We start from the raw sequence: 21,915 nt of genomic DNA on the forward strand, positions 1-21,915 counted from the left end.
AGGCGCGCGCTGGCCTGTTTCAAAGCCGTGGCGCAATCGTGAATGGCAATGACACCGGGCTCGGAGTAGGGACAGATATGTTTGATTCAAAGATCCGCCCGCTGATTGATCCGGTTCTGAACGCCCAGGGCGCAGTGATTGCGCGCGCAGGTATCAGTGCCAATCAGGTGACATTGCTGGGGCTGACGCTGGGGTTGCTGTCGGCGGTGATGATCGCCTGTGGCCTGTTTGCGCTGGCCTTGCTGCCGTTGCTTCTGTCGCGGCTGGCCGATGGTCTGGACGGTGCGGTGGCGCGCGCCAGCGAGCCCAGCGACTTTGGCGGCTATCTTGATATCACCTGCGATTTCCTGTTCTACGGCGCGGTGCCGCTTGCCTTTGTGCTGGCCGATCCTGTGCAAAACGGCGTCGCCGGGGCGTTTTTGCTGATGACCTTCTATGTGAATGGCACCAGTTTTCTGGGCTACGCGGTGCTGGCGGAAAAGCACAAGATGAAGAGCGATGCGCGCGGCGTCAAAACGCTCTATTTCACTGGCGGACTGCTGGAAGGGGCAGAGACCATCGGCTTTTTCGTGCTCCTGTGTCTGCTGCCTGCATGGTTTGCCCCCATGGCCTGGGTCTTTGGCGCGCTGTGTCTGGTGACTGCGGGCTCGCGCGTGCTGCTGGCGCTGCGGGTGTTTCGCCGCGACTGAGGTGCTGCGCCGCGCGCCCCGAATTTGAGTATTTATGGAAAGATGACGGGGCAAGGGCATGGGCCCCTGCGACGTCTGCCATCGCCGCTGGCCGGTCATGGCCCCACGAAAAAGGCCCGCCAGAGGAGGCGGGCCTTTCGTGTTGTTTCATCAGTCAGACGGTGCGAGCCGCTTATTGCGGGATGTCGCCTTCAAGACCTTCGACGTAGAAGTTCATGCCGGCCAGGGTGCCGTCATCGGCGGTTTCGCCGTCTGCCAGCCAGTCAGAGCCGTCCTGTTTCTTGATCGGGCCAGTAAAGGCGTGGTAGCTGCCATCTGCCAGCGAAGCCTTGAGCGCCAGGGCAGAGGCTTTGATCTCTGCCGGAACAGCGTCGGAAATCTCGCCAATTTTCACCATGCCGGCGCCGATGCCGTCCCAGGTGTCGCTGCTTTCCCAGGTGCCGTCCATAACCGCCTTGGTGCGGGCGATGTAGTAAGGCGCCCAGTCATCGATGATGGAGGAGACGCGCGGCTTGGGGCCGTATTCCGCCATATCCGAGGCCTGACCAAAGGTGATCACATTGCCTGCGGCCTGAGCGGCGGCCTGCGGCGCGGTGGAGTCGGTGTGCTGCAGGATCACGTCTGCGCCCTGTTCGATCAGGACCTTGGCAGCGTCAGCTTCTTTTGCAGGATCAAACCAGGTGAAGGCCCAGACGATTTTGAACTGAACGTCGGGGTTGACTTCCTTGGCGTGCAGATAGGCAGAGTTGATGCCGCGGATCACTTCGGGGATCGGGTAGGAGCCGATATAGCCGATGATGTTGCTCTCGGTCATCTGGCCTGCGATGTGGCCCTGAACGGCGCGGCCTTCGTAGAAGCGGGCAGAATAGGTCGAGACGTTGTCAGCGCGCTTGTAGCCGGTGGCGTGCTCGAACTTCACGTTCGGGAATTTCTTGGCAACGTTGATGGTTGGATCCATGTAGCCAAAGGAGGTGGTGAAGATGAGATCCGCGCCTTCCAGCGCCATCTGGGTCATGACGCGCTCGGCGTCGGGGCCTTCGGCCACGTTTTCGACGTAGACGGTTTCGACCTTGTCGCCGAATTCCTCGACCACGGCCTTGCGGCCCTGATCATGTTCGTAGGTCCAGCCACCATCGCCCACCGGGCCAACATAGACAAAGCCGACTTTGGTTTTGTCATCTGCGGCCACGGCGCCGGTTGCCAGGCCAAACGCCACAGCGGCGCTGGTCAGCAGTTTGTTCAATTTCATCTTTACGGACTCCCCGTTTTGGTTGTTACGCCCAGGAGAGGGCCCTGGACGATGAGCGACCCCCGCCAGATCAGCGGGAGGCGTGGAAATTGCGGCCAAGGGCGGCGGGTGCGCTGCTCTTGTCCGCGGAAAGGATAACAAGCACGATAATTGTGATCACGTAGGGCGACATTGCCAGATACTCGACCGGGATGGCAACGCCTGCGGCCTGCAGATTGAGCTGCACAACGGTGACGCCGCCAAAAAGATAGGCACCAAGCAGCGCGCGCCAGGGCTTCCAGCTGGCAAAGACCACCAGCGCCAGCGCGATCCAGCCAACACCAGCCGTCATGCCTTCGGTCCATTGCGGTACCCGGATGAGGCTGATGTAGGCGCCGCCAATGCCCGCACAGGCGCCGCCAAACAGGATCGCCATCAGACGGATACGGATCACCTTGTAGCCAAGCGCATGGGCGGCATCGTGGTTTTCCCCCACCGCGCGCAGCACCAGCCCGGCGCGCGAGAACTTCAGCAGCGCCCAGACCGCGGCGGTGAGCGCGATGCCGAAATAGAGAATGATGTCATGGCCAAACAGGATCGGGCCAACCACCGGCAGATCGCTGAGGACGGGGATGTGGATGTCGCTCATCTGCGGCGGTTTCACCCCCACATAGGATTGTCCCATCAAGGCCGACAGCCCCAGGCCAAACAGCGTCAGCGCCAGACCCGACGCCACCTGATTGGCCTGCGCAATCTGTGTCAGAAAGCCAAACAGCACCGACAGCGCAGCCCCGGCAAAGGCGGCCGCAAAAAAGCCCAGCAGGGGGGAGCCGGTTTCCACCGCGGTGGCAAAACCTGCGATGGCGCCGGTGATCATCATGCCTTCGACGCCAAGGTTCAGAACGCCTGATTTCTCCACCACCAGCTCTCCGATCGCGGCGATCAGGATCGGTGTGGCCGCCACCATCAGTGAGGCGACCAGCAGGACGGGATTGATTGCAGAAAGATCCATGTCACACCACCTCGGGTTTGCTGAGCGCAATGCGGAAATTGGTCAGGAGATCCAGCGCCAGCAGGAAGAACAGCAGCATCCCCTGGAACACCTGGATCGCCGCCGAAGGCAGGCCCATGTTGGACTGCGCGATATCGCCGCCAATGTAGGTCAGCGCCATCAGCCCCCCGGCCAGCAGGATGCCCACGGGGTGCAACCGGCCCAGGAAGGCGACGATGATCGCGGTAAAGCCGTAGCCCACGTTGAAATCGATGGAGATCTGACCAGAGGGACCAGAGACCTCAAACAGGCCCGCAAGACCCGCCAGCGCGCCAGAGGTGCCAAGGCAGAACAGCACCAGCCGGGTGGGGTTCACGCCTGCAAACCGTGCGGCACGCGGGGCCTCGCCGCTCAGGCGGATGTGGTAGCCCAGCATGTGACGGTTCAGCAGCACATAGGCAAATATCACCGCAATCAGCGCCGCCACAACGCCCCAGTGCATGCCGGTGCCGGTGATCAGCTCGGCATTATGGGCGGCGTCCCAGGACTGCAGGTTGCGCGAACCGGGAAAGCCAAAGCCTTCGGGGTTTTTCAACAGGCCAAGCGAAACCGAGGCCAGGAACTGCTCGGCCACATAGACCAGCATCAGCGAGACCAGGATCTCATTGGTGCCAAAGCGGGTCTTCAGCACAGCGGGGATCATCGCCCAGGCCCAGCCGCCAAGCGCGCCGGCCACCACCATCAGGGGAAAGATCAGCGCAGAATCCGCGGGATAAAACGCAAGGCCTGCACCGGCGCCACAGATGGCGCCCATGATATACTGGCCTTCGGCGCCGATGTTCCAGATCCCGGCGCGAAAGCCCAGGGACAGGCCGATGGCGATCAGCACCAGGGGCGCGCCCTTCACCAAAAGCTGCGGACGGTAGTAAAAGGCAAATTCGCCAAACAGCGGATCCCAGAAAATGGTGCGGATCGCCTCGACCGGGTTCTTGCCAAGCGCCGCAAACAATAGCCCGCCTGCAATCATGGTCGCCAGCACCGCCACCAGCGGCGTTGCCATCGACCAGACACGCGACGGCTGTGGTCTCTTTTCTAGCCGGATCATTGTTGTTGTTCCCCCCGGTCGCAGATCTGTGCCTGCGTGCCTGTCATCTTTCCAAAAATACTCACAGTCCCGACCGACCCGCACACGCGGCCCTTGGTGGGGATCAGCAGGGTCGCTGCGCTAGACATGCGCAACCTCCATCCCATGCGCGCCACCCATCATCAGGCCGATTTCATCAACGCTCAGCCCCGCGGTGGGGCGGGGTGCGCTCAGGCGGCCTTCGTTCAGGGCGGCAAAACTGTCGGCGATCTCCATCAGCTCGTCGAGATCCTGGCTGATGCAGATCACGGCGGTGCCGCCCGCGGCCAGATCCAGCAGCGACTGGCGGATCGCGGCGGCGGCGGCGGCATCCACGCCCCAGGTCGGCTGGTTCACCACCAGAACCTCGGGGCTTTGCAGCACCTCACGGCCGATGACGAATTTCTGCAGATTGCCCCCCGACAGCGAGCGGGCGGCGTTTTGCGGACCAGGGGTGCGCACGTCAAAGCGCTCGATGACCTTTTCGGCAAACTCCTGCGCCAGGCCCCATTTGAGAAACCCCCGGCTCGCCAGCCCTTCGCGGGTGGCGGCGGTCAGCATGGCGTTTTCCGTCAGGCTCATATCCGGGGCTGCGGCATGGCCCAGACGTTCCTCGGGTGCTGCGAGAATGCCGAGGCGGCGGCGGGCAACCGGGCCGAGGTGGCCGACCGGCGCGCCCTCCAGCTTGACCGCATCGTCGGTGGTCAGCGTCTCGCCCGACAAAACGCCAAGCAGCTCGTCCTGGCCGTTTCCTGCAACCCCGCCAATGCCAAGAATTTCCCCTTTGCGAACAGTGAGATGGACATTCTTCAGCGCGGTGCCAAAGGCCGATGGAGCAGGCACCGACAACCCGGTGATATCCAGCGCCACATCGCCAAAGGCGCGGCCTGATCGTTCGGGTGTCTGCAGCGCTGTGCCCACCATCATTTCGGCCATATCCCGCGCCGAGGTCTCGGCCGGGACACATTCGCCCACATTCTTGCCCAGTCGCAGGATGGTGGCGTGATCGCACAGGGTGCGGATCTCTTCGAGCTTGTGGGAAATATACAGGATCGAGGTGCCCTCGGAGCGCAGCTTCTGCAGGGTCTGGAACAGGATATCCACCTCCTGCGGGGTCAGAACCGAAGTGGGCTCATCCATGATGAGCAGCTTGGGATCTTGCAGCAGGCAGCGGATGATTTCGACCCGCTGGCGTTCGCCTGCTGAGAGATCGCCAACCGTGCGATAGGGATCAAGCGGCAGGCCATAGGTTTCCGAAACCTCGCGGATGCGGCTTGCCAGATCCCGCATCGCGGGCGGGTTTTCCATGCCAAGGGCGATGTTTTCCGCCACGTTCAGCGCGTCAAACAGCGAAAAATGCTGAAAGACCATCGCAATGCCATCGGCGCGGGCCTGACGCGGCTCGCTTGGGGTATAGGGTTCCCCGCGCAACAGCATGGTGCCGCTGTCGGGTTTCACCAGCCCGTAGATCATCTTGACCAGGGTCGATTTCCCGGCGCCGTTTTCGCCAAGCAGGGCGTGAACCTCTCCTGCGCCGATATCAAAGGAGACCTGGTCGTTGGCGACCACTCCGGGATAGGCCTTGGTCAGGCCCTGCAGGCTCAGGAGAGGGTGTGTCACGCGCGTCTGTCCTTCTTCAACTCGTCTGTGGCGCCCATGCGCAAGAGCTCTGCCGCCACCCCGACCGCAATCATCTGCGGATGTTTGCCGAGGGCAGGATCCCCAATCGGGCAGGTGATCCTTGCGATCTGGTCAGGGCGATGCCCCAAATCCGCCAGCCGCGACCGAAATCTCGCCCATTTGGTCGCAGATCCGATCAACCCGGCAAAGGAGAACCCCCGCTGCAACAGGGCGTGGCATAGCGCCAGATCCAGCGCATGGGAATAGGTAAGCACCAAATGATGTGCATTTTCAGGGCAATGGCTGACCAAAAGCGCAGGATCAGCAGCGGGCAAAACCGTGACATGGCCCGGCACATCCGGCGGAAACCGCTCGGGCCCGGTATCGACCCAGGTGATGTCGAGATCAGGCAGAGGCGCCAGAACATCGACCAGGGCGCGGCCGACATGGCCCGCCCCCCAGATCCACAGTGGGGTGTCGGGGCGGTGCACGGGTTCCAGAAACCAGCCATCGCTGAGCTGCGGTTCCGGGCGCTGTCCCTGGCTGCGGGCGAGCCCCATCTGGCGGCGTAGTGCCAGTGGCGGGGTGTCTGCGCCTTTGCGATCCAGTGGACGCAGGATGATGTCTGTGTCCAGATCACCGAGGTCATCGGCGCTGTAGATTTCGCTCCACACTGTGACAGAGCCACCGCAGCACTGGCCCAGATCGGGGCCAAGCGCACGGGTGGTCTGCAGGCGGCGGTTGCCGGTCTGCAACTGGCGGCGGGCGGCATCTGCGGCCTCATGTTCTAGGGTGCCGCCACCGATGGTGCCGGATTGGCCGCCGTCCCAGACCAGCATGGCGGCGCCCACCTCGCGGGGGGAGGAGCCGCGGATGGCGGCAATCACCACCCGCACCACCGGCCCATGCGCCGCGATCTGGCGGCTCAGATCCTGTAGGTCGAACCCCATTGCCTAGGCCTCCGGCGCGATGCGGCGCACCGCGCGCCAGATCTCTTCGGATGTCGCGGGCGCATTCAGCGCAGGGTAGCTGCCGCCATAGGCCCCAACCGCATCGCTGAGCGCAAGCCAGGCCGAGATGCCCAGCATGAAGGGCGGCTCCCCCACTGCCTTTGAGCGATAGATGCTGTCCTCGCGGTTCTCGCCGTTCCAAAGCGCGACATTGAACACATCGGGCCGGTCCGAACAGGCGGGGATCTTGTAGGTTGAGGGCGCATGGGTGCGCAGATTGCCGGTCTGATCCCAGACCAGTTCCTCTGTCGTGAGCCAGCCAGCCCCCTGCACATAGGCGCCTTCCACCTGGCCGATATCCAGCGCGGGGTTCAGCGAGGCCCCCGCGTCATGCAGAACATCTGCCCGCAGGGTCCGGTTTTCACCAGTGAGCCGGTCCACCACCACCTCGGTGATGGCCGCACCATAGGCAAAGTAGAAAAACGGGCGCCCCTTGCCCTGAATGCGGTCCCATTCCAGTTTCGGGGTTTTGTAATACCCGGTTGACGACAGGCTGATGCGGCCTGTGTAGCATTCCATCGCCGCCGCCTCAAAGCTCAGCTCTTCGCTGCCGATGATGACGCGATCGCCCTCAAAGCGCACCGCTGAAACGGGCTGCTGGTAGCGCTCGGCCAGATAGGCTGCCATGCGGTCACGGATGGTGTCGCAAGCGGCTTTGACCGCCATGCCGTTCAGGTCCGACCCGGAGGAGGCCGCCGTGGCCGAGGTGTTGGGCACCTTGGCGGTGTCGGTTGCGGTGATCTTTACCTTTTCCAGCGAGATGCCAAAGCGGCTGGCAGCGACCTGCGCGACCTTCTGGAACAGGCCCTGGCCCATTTCGGTGCCGCCGTGGTTCAGGTGGACCGATCCGTCCTGATAGACATGCACCAGCGCGCCCGCCTGATTGAGATGGGTCAGCGTGAAGGAGATACCGAATTTTACCGGCGAAAACGCGATGCCGCGCTTGAAGCGGTCATTCCCGGCGTTCCACGTGGCGATGTCCGCCTTGCGGGCTGCATAGTCCGATGTGTTCAGCAGCTCGGCGGTCAGCTCGTGCAGGATGAAATCCTCTACCGGCATACGGTAGGGGGTTGTCTGCACATCTGCCGCCGGTGTGGTGACATCGGCGGGGTCAGCCGGGGCCCCGCGAGAGGCAAGATCGCCTGCCGCATCCGGCGCGGGGACAGAGCTGTCGTGGGGCGCGCCCGCTGGCGCGGTGGCGGACTGCATCGGCGCGTAATAATTGCGCTGGCGCAGCTCTACCGGGTCGAGCCCCAGCTTATGGGCTGCGTGGTCCATCACCCGCTCGATCCCGACCATGCCCTGAGGCCCGCCAAAGCCACGGTAGGCGGTCGCACTTTGACGGTTGGTTTTCAGCCGGTGGCTTTCGATGCGAATTGCGGGGATCAGATAGGCGTTGTCGCTGTGCAGCATGGCGCGATCCGCCACCGGCAGCGACAGATCCTGTGCCCAGCCGCAATCGACCAGATGGGTGAACTCCACCCCCTGAATGCGCCCCTCTGCGTCAAATCCCGCGCGATAGGAAATGCGGAAGGCGTGACGCTTTCCGGTGATGGTCATGTCGTCGTCGCGGTCATAGCGCATCTTGCAGGTGCGGCCGGTGGCACGGGCGGCGATGGCGCAGGCCACGGCCAGCGCGTTGCCCTGACTTTCCTTGCCCCCAAAGCCACCGCCCATACGGCGGGTCTCGACCCGGACGGCGTGCATCGGCAGGCCGATGGCCTCTGCCACCTTGTGCTGGATTTCGGTCGGGTGCTGGGTCGAGGAGTTGACCAGCATGCCGCCGTCTTCCTGCGGCTGGGCCATTGCGGCCTGACCTTCAAGGTAGAAATGTTCCTGCCCGCCAAGATCGAATGTGTCCTCGACCACATGGGCCGCCGAGGTGATGGCGCTGTCTGCGTCACCTTTGGTGTAGATGCGGGGGCCGTCTTCGAAGCGGCTGTCTGCGGCCAGCGCGTCCTCCAGCGTCAGCAGGGCAGGGCGTTCGGCATAGCTGATCTGACCCTTGCGCGCCGCAACCCGTGCCGCACGATGCGAGGTGGCGACCACCAGAAACACCGGCTGGCCGATATGGTGGACCGATCCATCGGCCAACAGCGGCTCGTCATGGGCGGAGGGCGAGACGTCGTTGTCAAAGGGCAGATCGTCAGCGGTGAGCACGGCCACCACGCCGTCGCTTTGGCGGACGGCATCCAGATCCAGTGCGGTGATGCCTGCGTGGGCCACTGTCGACAGGCCAAAGGCCAGATGCAGCGTGTCGCGCGGCGACGGGATGTCATCGACGTAACGCGCCTGACCAGTCACATGCAGACGCGCCGCGTCATGGGGGAGAGGTTTTGCAACAGCCATCACTTCACCTCCAGCACATGGGTGGGCGTCTGCGTCTGGCCCAGATCGTCAAAATAGCGTGCGAGCATATTTGCCGCCGCCTCCAGCCGGTAGTCGGCAGAGGCGCGCATATCGCTCATCGGGGTGAAGTCGCGGGCAAACTCGCCCCGCGCAGTGGCGAGCGTGGCAGAGGACAGGGGCTGGCCGATCAGCGCGGCCTCTACGTGGCTGGCGCGCTTGGGCACACCTGCCATGCCGCCAAAGGCGATGCGTGCGGCGGTGATCTGGCCGTCCTCAACGGTCAGATTGAACGCGCCCAGAACCGCAGAGATATCCTGATCGAAGCGTTTGGAGAGCTTGTAGACGCGCAGGGCATCACCCTGTTCGGCAGGTCGTGCGGGCAGGGTGATGGCCTCGACGAATTCGCCGGGCTGGCGGTCCTGCTTGCCGTAGTCGATGAAGAACTCTTCAAGCGGCAGGCTGCGGCGGCTGACGCCCTTGCGCAGTTCAAGCGTTGCACCAAGCGCGATCAGCGCGGGCGGATTGTCTCCGATGGGGGAGCCATTGGCGATATTGCCGCCGATGGTGGCGGCGGCGCGCACCTGCTGGCTGGCAAAGCGGCGCAGCATTTCCCCATAAGACGGGTGGCGCGCGGTGAGGGTACTGCGCAGGCGGTTCATGTCGACCATCGCCCCGATGCGCAGGCTGCCGTTGGGCTGTTCGGTGATGTCTTTCAGGTCATCGCAGCCATCAAGGAAGATCACATCCCCCAGATCGCGCAGCTGTTTGGTCACCCAGAGCCCGACATCCGTGGCGCCCGCAATCAGCGTCGCCTCGGGCCGCGCGGCATAGGCTTCGGCCAATGCGTCGGCAGAGCCGGGCCGCAGGGAGGCGGCATCGCCGTCTGTTGCTGGCAGGTTGGCTGCATCCTCGCTGCGAATCCAGTCGGGGACCGGTGCTGCGCTGGCGGCTTCGGCGGCGCGAATGATCGGGGCATAGCCGGTGCAGCGGCAGAGGTTGCCTGCCAGCTGGTCATCGTGGTCGGACGCGCCGTTCTTGTGGGCGGTCACCATCGACATGATGAAGCCCGGCGTGCAGAAACCGCACTGGCTGCCGTGATGGGTGATCATCGCCTCTTGCACCGGATGCAGCTGGCCATCGGGGCCTGCCGCGCCTTCGACGGTGCGGATGGATTTGCCGTGCAGCTGGGGCAGGAACAGGATGCAGGCGTTCAGCGGCTTGGCGCCTTTGGCGTCGGTCACCATCACGGTGCAGGCGCCGCAGTCGCCCTCGTTGCAGCCTTCCTTGGTGCCGGTCAGCCCGCGGTCTTCGCGCAGCCAGTCCAGCAGTGTCGCCGTCGGAGAAACATCCTTGAGCGAGACCTCTTCACCGTTCAATCGAAAGGTGATCGTCATGTTAGAAACCCGTCGCGTTACCTTGGTTTTCCCTGGGTGCCATCCCTTCGATGCGACGTAGAAGACATGGCGGGCGTCTTGATGTTGGTTTTCCCTGTGTTGGCAACAGCCTAGAAAGGGCGCTGTCCGTCTGGCAAGGAAAAGTGACTCTGCCATGAGACAATATTGGGGCGCAAGATCATTGCGGTGTGCCGCTGTATGCCGTTATTTTTAAACCGTTTCACCCTCTCTGGCCTTGGGTTGGCGCGCAGGGTGCGGAAAGAGTTTCAAACAAAGCGGAATAATCCTGCCTTATTTTTGCGCATTCCTTGCGAGTGGTTGCGCGGACTTGGGCGTCACGTCGCTGCCTTCCCGCTTCCTTCTGGCGGCCTGCGGCGGTAGCTTGGCGCCATGACCCAAAATCCCCGATTCATTCACCTGCGCACCCATACCGAATACTCGTTGCTGGAAGGTGCCGTGCGGCTGAAAAAGCTGCCGGATCTGTGCAAGAAATACGAGATGCCCGCAATTGCGGTGACGGACAGCAACAACCTGTTTGCTGCGCTGGAGTTTTCGGTCTCTGCCAGCGGTGCAGGGGTGCAGCCGATCATGGGCTGTCAGGTGGATCTGCGGTTCACGGATCCCGCCCCCGGCGAGCGGCCCAAGCCGCCTGCGCCGCTGGTGCTGCTCGCGCAGAGCGAGACAGGCTATGAACATCTGATGAAGCTGAACTCTTGCCTGTATATGCGCGAAGGCAGTGAGCTGGCGCATGTCACGCTGGAAGAGCTGGCCCAATATGCAGGGGATGTGATCTGTCTCAGCGGTGGGCCTGACGGGCCGGTGGGGCGGCTGTTGCAGATGGGGCAACGCTCGGCGGCCGAGGCATTGATGCAGCGGCTGAAAGCGATCTTTCCGGATCGTCTCTATGTGGAATTGCAGCGCCATCCGGGCGAGCACGGCCAGCCCGAAGCGGAGCAGCTGACAGAGCGCGGCCATATCGAGATGGCCTATGCGATGGACCTGCCGCTGGTTGCCACCAATGACGTCTATTTCCCCAATACGGAAATGTACGAGGCCCATGACGCGATGATCTGTATCGCAGAGGGGGCCTATGTCGATCAGGTGGAGCCGCGCCGCCGCCTGACTGCGCAGCACTATTTCAAAAGCCAGGAAGAAATGGTCGCGCTGTTTGCCGATCTGCCAGAGGCGCTGGAAAACACCGTAGAGATCGCCAAACGCTGCGCCTTTATGGCGTATCGGCGCGATCCGATCCTGCCGAAGTTTGCCGATGACGAGGTGGCCGAACTGCGCCGCATCGCCAATGAGGGCCTGCAGCAGCGTCTGGCTGTGATCCCCCATGCGGTGAGCGTCGAGGAATATCAGGAGCGGCTCGATTTCGAGCTGGGCATCATCGAGGGGATGGGCTTTCCCGGCTACTTCCTGATCGTTGCGGACTTTATCCAATGGGCCAAGGACCACGACATTCCGGTCGGGCCGGGGCGGGGCTCTGGTGCGGGCTCTCTCGTGGCTTATGCGCTGACGATCACCGACCTTGACCCGCTGCGCTACAGCCTGCTGTTCGAACGCTTCCTCAACCCGGAACGGGTGTCGATGCCCGACTTCGATATCGACTTCTGCATGGACCGCCGGGAAGAGGTGATCAAATACGTGCAGGAGAAATACGGTCGCGATAAAGTTGGGCAGATCATCACCTTTGGCGCGCTTTTGTCCAAGGCGGCGGTGCGCGACATGGGGCGGGTTTTGCAGATGCCCTATGGCCAGGTGGACCGGCTGTCCAAGCTGATCCCGGTCGAGGGCGTCAAGCCGATGTCGATTGCGGACTCGCTCAAGGAAGAGCCGCGTCTGCGCGAGGAGGCGGAGAACGAAGAGGTCGTTGACCGCTTGCTGAAGTACGGCATGCAGGTCGAGGGGCTGTTGCGCTCTGCCGGTACCCACGCGGCGGGTGTGGTGATTGGCGACAGGCCACTGGATGCGCTGGTGCCGCTTTACCGCGATCCGCGCTCTGACATGCCCGCCACCCAGTTCAACATGAAATGGGTGGAACAGGCCGGTCTTGTAAAGTTCGACTTTCTCGGCCTGAAGACACTGACCGTCATTCAGAACGCGATGGATCTGATTTTCCAGTCGGGCCGCGACCTGCATATCGCCGCAGACGGCACCCAGCTCTATGACCCGCCAGAGGGGGCGGAGAACCAGATCAACGCCATTCCGCTGGATGACAAGGTTACATATGACCTCTACTCCCGCGCCAAGACGGTGGCGGTGTTCCAGGTGGAATCCACCGGCATGATGGATGCGCTGAAGCGCATGAAACCCACCTGTATCGAGGACATCGTGGCGCTTGTGGCGCTTTATCGTCCGGGCCCGATGGAAAACATCCCGGTCTACTGCGAGGTAAAGAACGGCCAGCGCGAGATCACATCCGTGCATCCGCTGATCGACCATATCCTTGAGGAAACCCAGGGCATCATCGTTTACCAGGAACAGGTGATGCAGATCGCCCAGGTGATGGCGAATTATACCCTTGGTGGTGCGGACCTGCTGCGCCGCGCGATGGGTAAGAAGATCAAGGAGGCGATGGACGCCGAACGCCCCAAGTTCGAAAAGGGCGCGGCGGAAAACGGGGTGCCTGCCAAGAAGGCCTCGGAGGTTTTCGACCTTCTGGAAAAATTCGCCAACTACGGCTTTAACAAATCGCACGCGGCCGCCTATGCGGTGGTCAGCTATCAGACCGGCTGGCTGAAGGCGAACCACCCGGTAGAGTTCATGGCCGGCGTCATGAACTGCGATATCCATCTGACCGACAAGCTGGCGATCTATTTTGAAGAGGTCAAGAAAGGCCTGGGCCTGCCCTATGTGCCCCCCTGCGTGAACCGCTCGGAGGCGACTTTCAATGTGGTCAAGGGAGAGCTGGTCTATGCGCTGGGCGCGCTGAAAAACGTCGGCGTGGAGGCGATGCGCCTGGTGACTGCGGCGCGGCGTGAAAGCGGCCAGGACAAACCGTTTGCGACGCTGTTTGATTTTGCCCGCAGGGTCGATCTGAAAAAGGTCGGCAAACGTCCGCTTGAGATGATGGCGCGGGCCGGGGCTTTTGACCAGCTGGACAGCAACCGCCGCCGGGTGTTTGAAAGCCTCGGCGCGCTGGTGGATTACTCGGCCGCCATTCAGGAGCAGAAGAACTCCAATCAGGTGTCGCTGTTTGGCGAGGCGGGCGAAGACCTTCCGGAACCGCGACTGCCCAACGTGCCCGACTGGCTGCCCGCCGAACGCCTGTCCGAGGAATTCAAGGCCATCGGTTTCTACCTCTCGGGGCATCCGCTGGATGACTATATGCCTGCGCTCAAGCGCAAGGATGTGATGACGCTGGATGAGGTCACCGCCAAGGCAGAGCGCGGCCCGTTCATGGCCAAGATGGCCGGGGTTGTGGCCGGGCGACAGGAACGCAAATCCGCCCGCGGCAACCGCTTTGCCTTTGCCCAGCTGTCGGATACGTCAGGCGCTTATGAGGTCACGCTGTTTTCCGAGGTGCTGGAGAAGAGCCGTGAGTTTCTGGACACCGGCGCCAAGGTGGTGATCACCGCAGAGGCGACGATGGAAAGCGATCAGCTGAAGCTGCTGGTGCGGTCTGTCGGGCCCGTGGATGCCGCCATTGCCGATGCGGGCCGGTCATCCCTTCGGGTTTATGTTTCGGACGCAAAGGCGGTGGCGACGGTTGCGCAAGTTCTTGAAGACGCAAAGAAAGCCGCCCGCAACGCCTCGCGGGGGGAGGTCTATATGTACCTCCAGGACCCCGCCTTGCCCGGCGATGTCGAGATGGACCTGGGCCAGCCCTTTCCCATCAACCCCCAGATCAAAGGCGCGCTGAAATCACTGGACGGCGTGATGGATGTGGAGGAGATTTGAGCGTGAGGCGCGCGAGATTGCCCGGCTGAGAGGCCGGGCCGCGCCCGACCTGCGCCCGTAGGTCGCGTGCCTTTGTGGGCGTCCATGTTCACTAGCGCGCAATCGTATTTGCAGACCAAGGAATGACGCCATGACCGACCACCCGGATCTCACCCTGCGGGTGGCGGAAATGGCGGATGCGCCCAGCTTGGCGGCGTTGTCGGTCGAGGTCTGGGTGGCGACCTATCTGCGCGAGGGGGTGGGGGCCGCATTTGCGGATTATGTGCTGCAAGAATACACGCCCGCGCGGATGCGGGCGGTGATTGCCGCGCCAACTAGTCATATCATCGTGTCGCAGAACCGCATGGGGATTGATGGCTATATCCGCGTCGATATGGGGGCTCCCGCGCCTGTTGCGGGTGGCCCGGATGTCGAGATCCGCACGCTTTATGTTCAGCCGCGCCACCACGGTCGCGGTCTGGGGCGATCGCTGTTGTCGGCGGCGCTGGCCCATTGCGCAAAGCAGGGCGTGCCCGCTGTCTGGTTGGCCTCAAACGCCGAAAACCTGCCTGCCAAACGGTTTTACCTGAGCCAGGGGTTTGACCGGGCAGGAGAGACTGCGTTTGTGCTGGAGGGGCAATCTTATCTCAACGATGTGTTTGTACGGGACTGCGTTTTGGCGAAACCGCCTGCGGATTGAATAAATTTGTCGTCTTTGCGGTAAGATTCACCCGCCCTTAACCACGTCCATGCGATCCCGGTGCCACGCGGTGAAACTGCAACGCAAAAGAGGAACGCATGAAGGTCGTTATTCTCGCCGGTGGTCTGGGAACCCGGATCAGCGAAGAAAGCCATCTGAGGCCGAAGCCAATGATCGAGATCGGCGGCAAACCGATCCTGTGGCACATCATGAAAACCTTTGGCGCGCAGGGCTTTACCGATTTCGTGATCTGCTGTGGCTACAAGGGCTATATGATCAAGGAATATTTCACCAACTACGTGCTGCATAACGCGGATATCTGCGTGGATATGCGCACCGGTGAGCTGGCGCTTTTGCAAAAGAACTGTGAGCCCTGGAAAGTCACCATGCTGGATACCGGCGAGATGACCCAGACGGGCGGGCGTCTGGCCCATGCGCGCCAGTATCTCAATGAAACCTTCTGTATGACCTATGGCGATGGGGTTGCGGATGTGGATGTGAAGGCACTGGTTGCGTTCCACCGTGCGCAGGGCACAGAGGCCACGGTGACAGCTGTTCAGCCCGCAGGCCGCTTTGGCAGCATCGAGATGGACGGGCATACGGCGACCCGGTTCGTGGAAAAGCCCGCGGGCGACAACCATTGGGTCAGCGGTGGTTTTTTCGTCTGCGAGCCGTCTGCGCTTGATGGTATCGAGGGGCCGGATACGATCTGGGAAAAAGAGCCGATCGAACGTCTGGCCGCGCGCAGGCAGCTGTCTGTCTACAAACACAGTGGGTTCTGGGCGGCAATGGACACCCAGCGCGACAAGAATTACCTGGAAGGGCTCTGGTCTTCGGGTCAGGCGCCGTGGAAGGTTTGGGCGTGAGCGGGTTCTGGCAGGGCAAATCGGTCCTTGTGACCGGTCACACCGGCTTTAAGGGGGCCTGGCTTGCGCTGATGCTGGCCCGACAGGGGGCGCGTTTGCGCGGGCTTGCCCTGCCTGCAGAGACCCAGAGCCTGTTTGCCGCTGCCAATCTGCAAGAGCTGATCCCCGGCGATATCTGTGATCTGCGCGACCGGTCGGCCCTGATCGACAACTACGCAGCCTATTGCCCCGATGTTGTGTTTCACCTCGCCGCGCAGCCGCTGGTGCGCCAGTCCTATCTGGACCCGGTTGAAACCTGGGACAGCAATCTGACCGGCACGCTGAACCTTCTGGAACTGCTGCGGGTGATGAACCGCAGGCGCCGGGATGGGGTAGCGATGACCGTTGTGGTGGCCACCACCGACAAGGTCTATGCGCCGGTCTCGGGCAGCCATGCCTTTACCGAAGACGATCAGCTGGGCGGCCACGATCCCTACAGCGCCAGCAAGGCGGCCACCGAGCTGTTGGTGGCCTCCCACAGGGCGTCGTTTCTCGAACGGGAAAACATTCGCATCGTGACCGCGCGGGCTGGCAATGTGATCGGCGGTGGCGATTGGGCGGATGACCGGATCGTGCCGGATATCGTGCGCGCCATCGCGGCGGGTCAGTCGCTGCATCTGCGCTTTCCCCAGTCTGTGCGCCCCTGGCAACATGTTCTGGACCCGCTTGCAGGCTATATGCAATTGGCCGAGGCCCTGGCGCAGGCGGAGGACAGCAGCGTCCCTGATGCGCTGAACTTCGGGCCGGATGCCCAGGCAGAGAAATCCGTGGCTGAGTTGGTCAAAGCGGCCGGCAGTGCCTATCCCGGCGCAGATCTGGACGTGATCTGCGATGGCCCTGAAGCGGCTCATCCGGTGGAAACCGGACGCCTGTGCCTGTCCAGCACCCTGGCGCAGCAGCGGCTTGGCTGGCAGCCTCGCTGGGCGTTTGAGGACAGCGTGGCAGAGACCATGCGCTGGTACGCTGCGGTGCAGGGCGGCGCCGACCCCCGTGAGGTGAGCGAAGCGCAGATCGCCCGGTTCGAGGCCGCCGCATGAAGATCGAACCGTTTGCAATGGAGGGGGTTTATCGCATTGGCTGGTCGGCCAATCCCGATCCCCGTGGTGCCTTTGGTCGCCTGTTCTGCGCCGAGACCTTTGCAGAGGCGGGGCTGGTCAGCCGGTGGGCACAGACCAACCTGTCGCGCAGCACCCGAAGGGGCACGCTGCGGGGCATGCACTATCAGACCGCGCCATTTGCCGAGACCAAGCTGCTTGTCTGCCTTGCGGGCCGCATCCATGACGTGCTGGTTGATCTGCGACCGCAATCTGCCACCTACGGGCAGTGGTGCGCGCTGGAACTGGACGGGGCGTCGGGCAGTGGCGTCTATATCCCCGAAGGCATTGCGCACGGGTTTCAGACCCTGAGCGACGATGTGATGCTGCACTACAGTCATTCGCGCCCCTACAGCCCGGCCCATCAGGCAGGCGTGGCCTTTGATGATCCCGACCTCGCGATCCAATGGCCGCTGCCCCCGGTCGCCGTGTCTGAGCGCGATCTGACGCTGCCGCGGCTTTGCGAAATTGCACCAAATCTTAGTCCATCCCGCACCAAACAGGAGGTGCTGTCATGAAATGTCGGCATTGCGCGACCGAGCTGTCGCAGGAGGTTCTGAACCTCAACCACGCGCCCCCGTCCAACGCCTATCTCAAGGCGGAACAGCTGCGCACGCCAGAGGTTCACTATCCGCTGCGCCTGTTGTTCTGCCCGCAATGCTATCTGGTCCAGACCGAGGATTTCGCCGCCGCAGAAGAGCTGTTTGATGCGGAGTATGTCTATTTCTCCTCGACCTCCCGCAGCTGGCTCAACCATGCGACCCGTTTCTGCAATGGCGCGATTGAACGGTTGGGGCTTGGGGGCGACAGCTTTGTGGTCGAGATCGCCTCGAACGATGGCTACCTGCTACAGAATTTCGTAGCCGCCGGGGTGCCATGCCTTGGGTTTGAGCCAACCGCCAGCACCGCTGAGGTCGCCCGCTCCAAGGGGGTCGAGACCCGCCAGGCCTTTTTCGGCGCGGCGACGGCAGAGGCCCTGCGCCAGGAGCGCAAGGGCCAAGGGGCTGACCTGATTGTCGGCAACAATGTCTATGCCCATGTGCCCGATATCAACGATTTCACCAAGGGGCTGGCCGGGTTGCTGGCACGTGAAGGGGTGATTTCGCTGGAGTTTCCGCATCTGTGCCAACTGGTCGAGCAGGGGCAGTTTGATACGGTTTATCACGAACATTTCTCTTACCTGTCGCTGACCACGGTTCAGCGCATTCTGGCCGGAGCGGGCCTGCGGGTTTTTGACGTCAGCACATTGTCCACCCACGGCGGCAGTCTGCGGGTCTGGGCCTGCCATGATGACGCGGCGCACGCGACCGAGGCAAGCGTCAGCGCGCTCCTCGCGCGTGAAGCCACGGCGGTGCCGCCTGCAGGCGGGGCTGAGGGGGCGATGGGTGTTCAGGATCCGGGCTATTACGCAGGTCTGCAGGCGCAGGCAGATCAGGCGGCGGACGCATTGGTTGATTTCCTTGTGCGTTGCCGGTCGCGGGGTGAGACGGTTGCCGGTTATGGGGCTGCGGCCAAGGGCACGACGCTGTTCAACTATGCCCGCATCGACAGTCGCCTGCTGAGCTACATCGCGGATGCGGCCCCGTTTAAACAGGGGCGGTTTCTGCCGGGGGCTCATATTCCGGTGGTGGCGCCAGATGCCCTGCATCAGAGCCCCCCGGACCACTTGCTGATCCTGCCCTGGAACCTGCGCGAAGAGATCGCTGCCGATCTGGCCTGGATCACTGAAACCCACGGCACCACACTTTGGACCGTGATGCCACGCCCGGCGCCGGTGCAGGCCACCCAAGGCCAGCAGTGCAGCGCCAGCATCGCGCCACTGTCTGCCTCGGCTCAAGGGGGGCGTGTGTCCCCTTTGCAGGGTGCAATCTACGAAAAGAAAGCAGGCTGACCATGGCTGATATCAAACTGAGCATCTGCATCCCGACCTTTAACCGGGCCTCTTACCTGAGGACGTTGCTTGCGTCTTTGGCTGAGGATCTGCACCAGCTGCCGTGGCCTGTCGAAGTGATTGTGTCGGACAATGCCTCACCAGATGAGACCGCCGAGGTCGTGGCCGCGATGGAGGGTCAGCTCCCGTTGCGTTACATGCGCCAGAGTGAAAACATCGGGCCGCTGCGCAACATGCAAAAGGCCTTGCGCGCCTCGGCTGGGGAATATGCGGTTTATCTGGCGGATGATGATCGGCTCGCCTACAAAGGGGTGATCCGGGCGATTGAGCAAATGGATGCCAATCCAAAAGCCGGGATCTACTATGCGCCCTGGCTCAACAAGGATCTGGTTACAGGCGCCTATGGAGCACCGCTCTATCAGCAGCAAGGTCAGGTGACCGTCCCCCAGGGTAACTATGTGGGCCTGCTGGAGCATGTGCTGGACAACAAGGTTTTTGCAGAGATTTCGGTGGTTCGCGTTACGGTGCAGAAACACCTCACGCCGCTTGCCAATGACCTTGCCTTCTGGGCCTTTACCATGCCCTGCGAATACTTGGGTGCGGGGGATGTGATTTTTGGGGCCGAGCCGTTTTACTATTCCGTCAGCCGCCACTTTGAAGGGGATGAACGGGCGCAGCAGGGCCTTGATGAGGTGCAGTCAGGCTGGGATCTCTATCGTGGTGGGCTTGATTACCTGTTTGGTCTGGCGAGAGAGCAAGGCGGGCTGAGCGATCTGCAAAAGCGGCGTAGCCAGATTGAGCATATCATCATCGAACGGATGTTGGTCGCGCTGTCGTTGCGGGTGCAAAATGGCAGTGACCCGATTGATACCTACACCTTGGCGGCGCGTCTGCGCGGGCTGGGACAGGGGCCAGCGATCAGAAATCTGATGGCGCAGATCCGGCTTGCGGCGGCCTTGCAATATATCTGTGTCGTTCTGCCCGATCTGCTGCAAGCGGAGGGCGTTGCGGTGCTTGGCAATTGTCCTGCGGAGACGATGCAGGTGCTGAAAGAGATCGCAAGCGTGCCGCTGCGCCACGTCGAGGCAGCGCCTGATATCCGCGAGAATGATATCGTCTTCAACCTTGGGCAGGCGGACAACCCGTTGCATGTCGCAGCCGCCGAGCAGGCGCTGGTGGCGCTGACTGAGGGTGATCTGATGCAAAAGTTTGCCTGACGGTGCTGCCATGACGATTTCGCGCCTATTGCTCACCGGATCGACGGGATTTGTTGGACGCGCTGTCACCCGGCAGCTGCGCGGTCTGGGTATTCCGCTGCGCCATGTGGTGCGTGCGGGCAGCGATGGGCGGATTGATGGGATGGGGGCCGCGGATCAGGTGGTGGAATGCGCCGATCTTTTTGATCAGTCGCAGGACTGGTGGGCGCAGACCTGTGCGGGATGTGACGGTGTGCTTCACCTGGCTTGGTACGCAGAGCCTGGGCAGTATCAGCTGTCGGAGCGCAACTTTGATTGCCTCAGCGGGTCGCTGACAATGGCGCGAGGGGCGATTGCGGCCGGGGTGGAACGCTTTGTCGGGGTCGGCACCTGCCTGGAATATGACCTGAGCCCGGGTGCGGTGGCGGCTGATGCCCCGCTTGCGCCGCGCTCGCCCTATGCAGCGGCCAAGACGGCGTGCGGACTGGCGCTTGGGCATATGCTGCCGCTGGCTGGCGTTTCCTTTCTCTGGGCGCGGTTGTTTTATCTCTATGGGGCAGGCGAGGATCCGCGCCGGCTGATTGCCTATCTGCACCATCAGCTGGCGGCCGGGAACAGCGTGGAGCTGTCCGCCGGGGATCAGGTACGTGATTTTCTCGACGTTGATGTGGCGGCAGAGCTGCTGATCCGCGAGCTGCTGGGGACACGGCAGGGCGCTGTAAATATCTCAAGCGGCACCGGCACGACGGTGCGCCAATTGGCCGAGACGATCGCCGACACATATGGCCGCCGTGATTTGCTGCGCTTTGGCGCCCGCCCCGCTAACCCGGATGATCCGCCGGTGGTGATCGGCCTGCGCCCACCGGACGACAGCACGCCGGCCCGTTTGCCCATTTCACATCCCATCCCGGCCTGATCCACGAGACAGCATATGACACAGAATGAGAGACCAGAGATGACAGCCTTTGCCGCCGATATCCCCGCCCGCCTCGATATGATGCGCAACCACACCGGTTTGCAGGAATCTGCACTCGCCTTCCTGCGGGCCTCGGCGCATACGCAGTATTCCTACAACTACCACTGGATGGGGCGTCCGATCATTCAGTATCCGCAGGACATCGTGGCGATGCAGGAGCTGATCTGGCAGATCAAACCCGATCTGATCATCGAAACCGGGATTGCCCATGGCGGCTCACTTATCTTCTCGGCGTCGATGCTGGCGCAGCTGGACATGCATGAGGCCATCGAAGCGGGCACCACGCTGGACCCGGCGCAATCGCAGCGCAAGGTTCTGGGTATCGACATCGACATCCGTCCCCACAATCGCGCCGCCATTGAGGCCCATCCCATGCGCTCTCGCATCGAGATGATCCAGGGCTCTTCTATCGATGGGGCGGTGGTGCAGCAGGTGAGGGAATTTGCCAAGGGCTACAAAAAGGTGCTGATCTGCCTGGATAGCAATCACACCCACGAGCATGTTCTGGAAGAGCTGCGCGCCTATGCGGATCTGACCTCTGTCGACAGCTATTGCGTGGTGTTTGATACGCTGATTGAGGACATGGATGACGACACCTACCCGGACCGGCCCTGGGGCAAGGGGGACAATCCCCGCACCGCAGTTGAAGCCTATCTGCGCGAAGATGACCGGTTCGAGATCGACGCCGATATCCATGACCGGCTGCTGATCACGGTGGCCAGAGGCGGTTTCCTGCGACGTATCCGCTGACCCAGTTCTGACAACGCCACAGACAATAAAAAGCGCAGCATCAGCTGCGCTTTTTGACTGGTGGGGAGAGCAAAGAAGCCAAAATGACAAGCTGGCGTTTCTGAGACCTCGAATGAG

The 21,915-nt window shown here is 62.3% G+C and carries 17 protein-coding genes; 10 read left to right on the forward strand and 7 right to left on the reverse strand.

The window, feature by feature from the left end; genetic code table 11:
* Positions 1 to 77 precede the first annotated feature (77 nt).
* Positions 78 to 689: a CDP-alcohol phosphatidyltransferase family protein gene (locus KUV39_RS15060; RefSeq protein ID WP_222460186.1), complete on the forward strand. Its 612-nt coding sequence runs from the start codon at positions 78 to 80 to the stop codon at positions 687 to 689.
* 172 nt (positions 690 to 861) lie between these two features.
* On the opposite strand, the gene KUV39_RS15065 is transcribed toward KUV39_RS15060, so the two are convergent.
* From KUV39_RS15065 to xdhA, 7 genes are all read right to left on the reverse strand, one after another.
* The gene (locus KUV39_RS15065) at positions 862 to 1,938 is read right to left on the reverse strand and encodes a BMP family ABC transporter substrate-binding protein (protein ID WP_008562595.1); all 1,077 of its coding nucleotides are present in this window, start codon (positions 1,936 to 1,938) and stop codon (positions 862 to 864) included.
* A 70-nt stretch (positions 1,939 to 2,008) separates the two neighbouring features.
* Positions 2,009 to 2,929 carry an ABC transporter permease gene (locus KUV39_RS15070; RefSeq protein WP_008561847.1) on the reverse strand — a complete coding sequence of 307 codons (921 nt, stop codon included), beginning with the start codon at positions 2,927 to 2,929 and terminating at the stop codon, positions 2,009 to 2,011.
* Position 2,930: 1 nt separating this feature from the next.
* Positions 2,931 to 4,013 carry an ABC transporter permease gene (locus tag KUV39_RS15075; protein WP_037302688.1) on the reverse strand — a complete coding sequence of 361 codons (1,083 nt, stop codon included), beginning with the start codon at positions 4,011 to 4,013 and terminating at the stop codon, positions 2,931 to 2,933.
* A 120-nt stretch (positions 4,014 to 4,133) separates the two neighbouring features.
* On the reverse strand, positions 4,134 to 5,651 hold the full coding sequence (locus KUV39_RS15080) for an ABC transporter ATP-binding protein (RefSeq protein WP_222460187.1): 1,518 nt from the start codon (positions 5,649 to 5,651) through the stop codon (positions 4,134 to 4,136).
* The gene (xdhC, locus tag KUV39_RS15085) at positions 5,648 to 6,601 is read right to left on the reverse strand and encodes a xanthine dehydrogenase accessory protein XdhC (RefSeq protein WP_222460188.1); all 954 of its coding nucleotides are present in this window, start codon (positions 6,599 to 6,601) and stop codon (positions 5,648 to 5,650) included. The genes KUV39_RS15080 and xdhC overlap by 4 nt, the downstream gene beginning before the upstream one ends.
* A 3-nt stretch (positions 6,602 to 6,604) precedes the next feature.
* The gene (gene xdhB, locus KUV39_RS15090; protein ID WP_222460189.1) at positions 6,605 to 9,010 is read right to left on the reverse strand and encodes a xanthine dehydrogenase molybdopterin binding subunit; all 2,406 of its coding nucleotides are present in this window, start codon (positions 9,008 to 9,010) and stop codon (positions 6,605 to 6,607) included.
* On the reverse strand, positions 9,010 to 10,404 hold the full coding sequence (gene xdhA / locus KUV39_RS15095) for a xanthine dehydrogenase small subunit (protein ID WP_222460190.1): 1,395 nt from the start codon (positions 10,402 to 10,404) through the stop codon (positions 9,010 to 9,012). Before xdhA ends, xdhB begins: the two co-directional genes overlap by 1 nt.
* A 390-nt stretch (positions 10,405 to 10,794) precedes the next feature.
* Here xdhA and dnaE point away from each other — a divergent pair, with 390 nt between their 5' ends.
* From dnaE to KUV39_RS15140, 9 genes are all read left to right on the forward strand, one after another.
* Positions 10,795 to 14,307 (forward strand): DNA polymerase III subunit alpha, encoded by a 3,513-nt coding sequence (gene dnaE, locus KUV39_RS15100; protein WP_050673934.1) that lies wholly within the window; start codon positions 10,795 to 10,797, stop codon positions 14,305 to 14,307.
* A 130-nt stretch (positions 14,308 to 14,437) separates the two neighbouring features.
* Positions 14,438 to 14,986 (forward strand): GNAT family N-acetyltransferase, encoded by a 549-nt coding sequence (locus tag KUV39_RS15105; RefSeq protein ID WP_222460191.1) that lies wholly within the window; start codon positions 14,438 to 14,440, stop codon positions 14,984 to 14,986.
* A 98-nt stretch (positions 14,987 to 15,084) separates the two neighbouring features.
* Positions 15,085 to 15,852, forward strand: coding sequence for a glucose-1-phosphate cytidylyltransferase (gene rfbF, locus KUV39_RS15110; RefSeq protein ID WP_222460192.1), 768 nt, complete (start codon positions 15,085 to 15,087; stop codon positions 15,850 to 15,852).
* Positions 15,849 to 16,928, forward strand: coding sequence for a CDP-glucose 4,6-dehydratase (rfbG, locus tag KUV39_RS15115; protein WP_222460193.1), 1,080 nt, complete (start codon positions 15,849 to 15,851; stop codon positions 16,926 to 16,928). Before rfbF ends, rfbG begins: the two co-directional genes overlap by 4 nt.
* Positions 16,925 to 17,503, forward strand: a complete 579-nt coding sequence (locus KUV39_RS15120) for a dTDP-4-dehydrorhamnose 3,5-epimerase family protein (RefSeq protein ID WP_222460194.1) — start codon at positions 16,925 to 16,927, stop codon at positions 17,501 to 17,503. Before rfbG ends, KUV39_RS15120 begins: the two co-directional genes overlap by 4 nt.
* Positions 17,500 to 18,876: a class I SAM-dependent methyltransferase gene (locus tag KUV39_RS15125; protein WP_222460195.1), complete on the forward strand. Its 1,377-nt coding sequence runs from the start codon at positions 17,500 to 17,502 to the stop codon at positions 18,874 to 18,876. The genes KUV39_RS15120 and KUV39_RS15125 overlap by 4 nt, the downstream gene beginning before the upstream one ends.
* 2 nt (positions 18,877 to 18,878) lie before the next feature.
* Complete coding sequence (locus KUV39_RS15130) at positions 18,879 to 20,093, forward strand: glycosyltransferase family 2 protein (RefSeq protein ID WP_222460196.1); 1,215 nt, start codon at positions 18,879 to 18,881, stop codon at positions 20,091 to 20,093.
* A gap of 10 nt (positions 20,094 to 20,103) precedes the next feature.
* On the forward strand, positions 20,104 to 20,988 hold the full coding sequence (locus KUV39_RS15135; protein WP_222460197.1) for an NAD-dependent epimerase/dehydratase family protein: 885 nt from the start codon (positions 20,104 to 20,106) through the stop codon (positions 20,986 to 20,988).
* Positions 20,989 to 21,003: 15 nt separating this feature from the next.
* Positions 21,004 to 21,798 (forward strand): cephalosporin hydroxylase family protein, encoded by a 795-nt coding sequence (locus KUV39_RS15140; RefSeq protein WP_242656132.1) that lies wholly within the window; start codon positions 21,004 to 21,006, stop codon positions 21,796 to 21,798.
* Positions 21,799 to 21,915: the final 117 nt, after the last annotated feature.

The sequence above is a fragment of the Phaeobacter italicus genome (assembly GCF_019801785.1).
Lineage (GTDB): Bacteria > Pseudomonadota > Alphaproteobacteria > Rhodobacterales > Rhodobacteraceae > Phaeobacter > Phaeobacter italicus.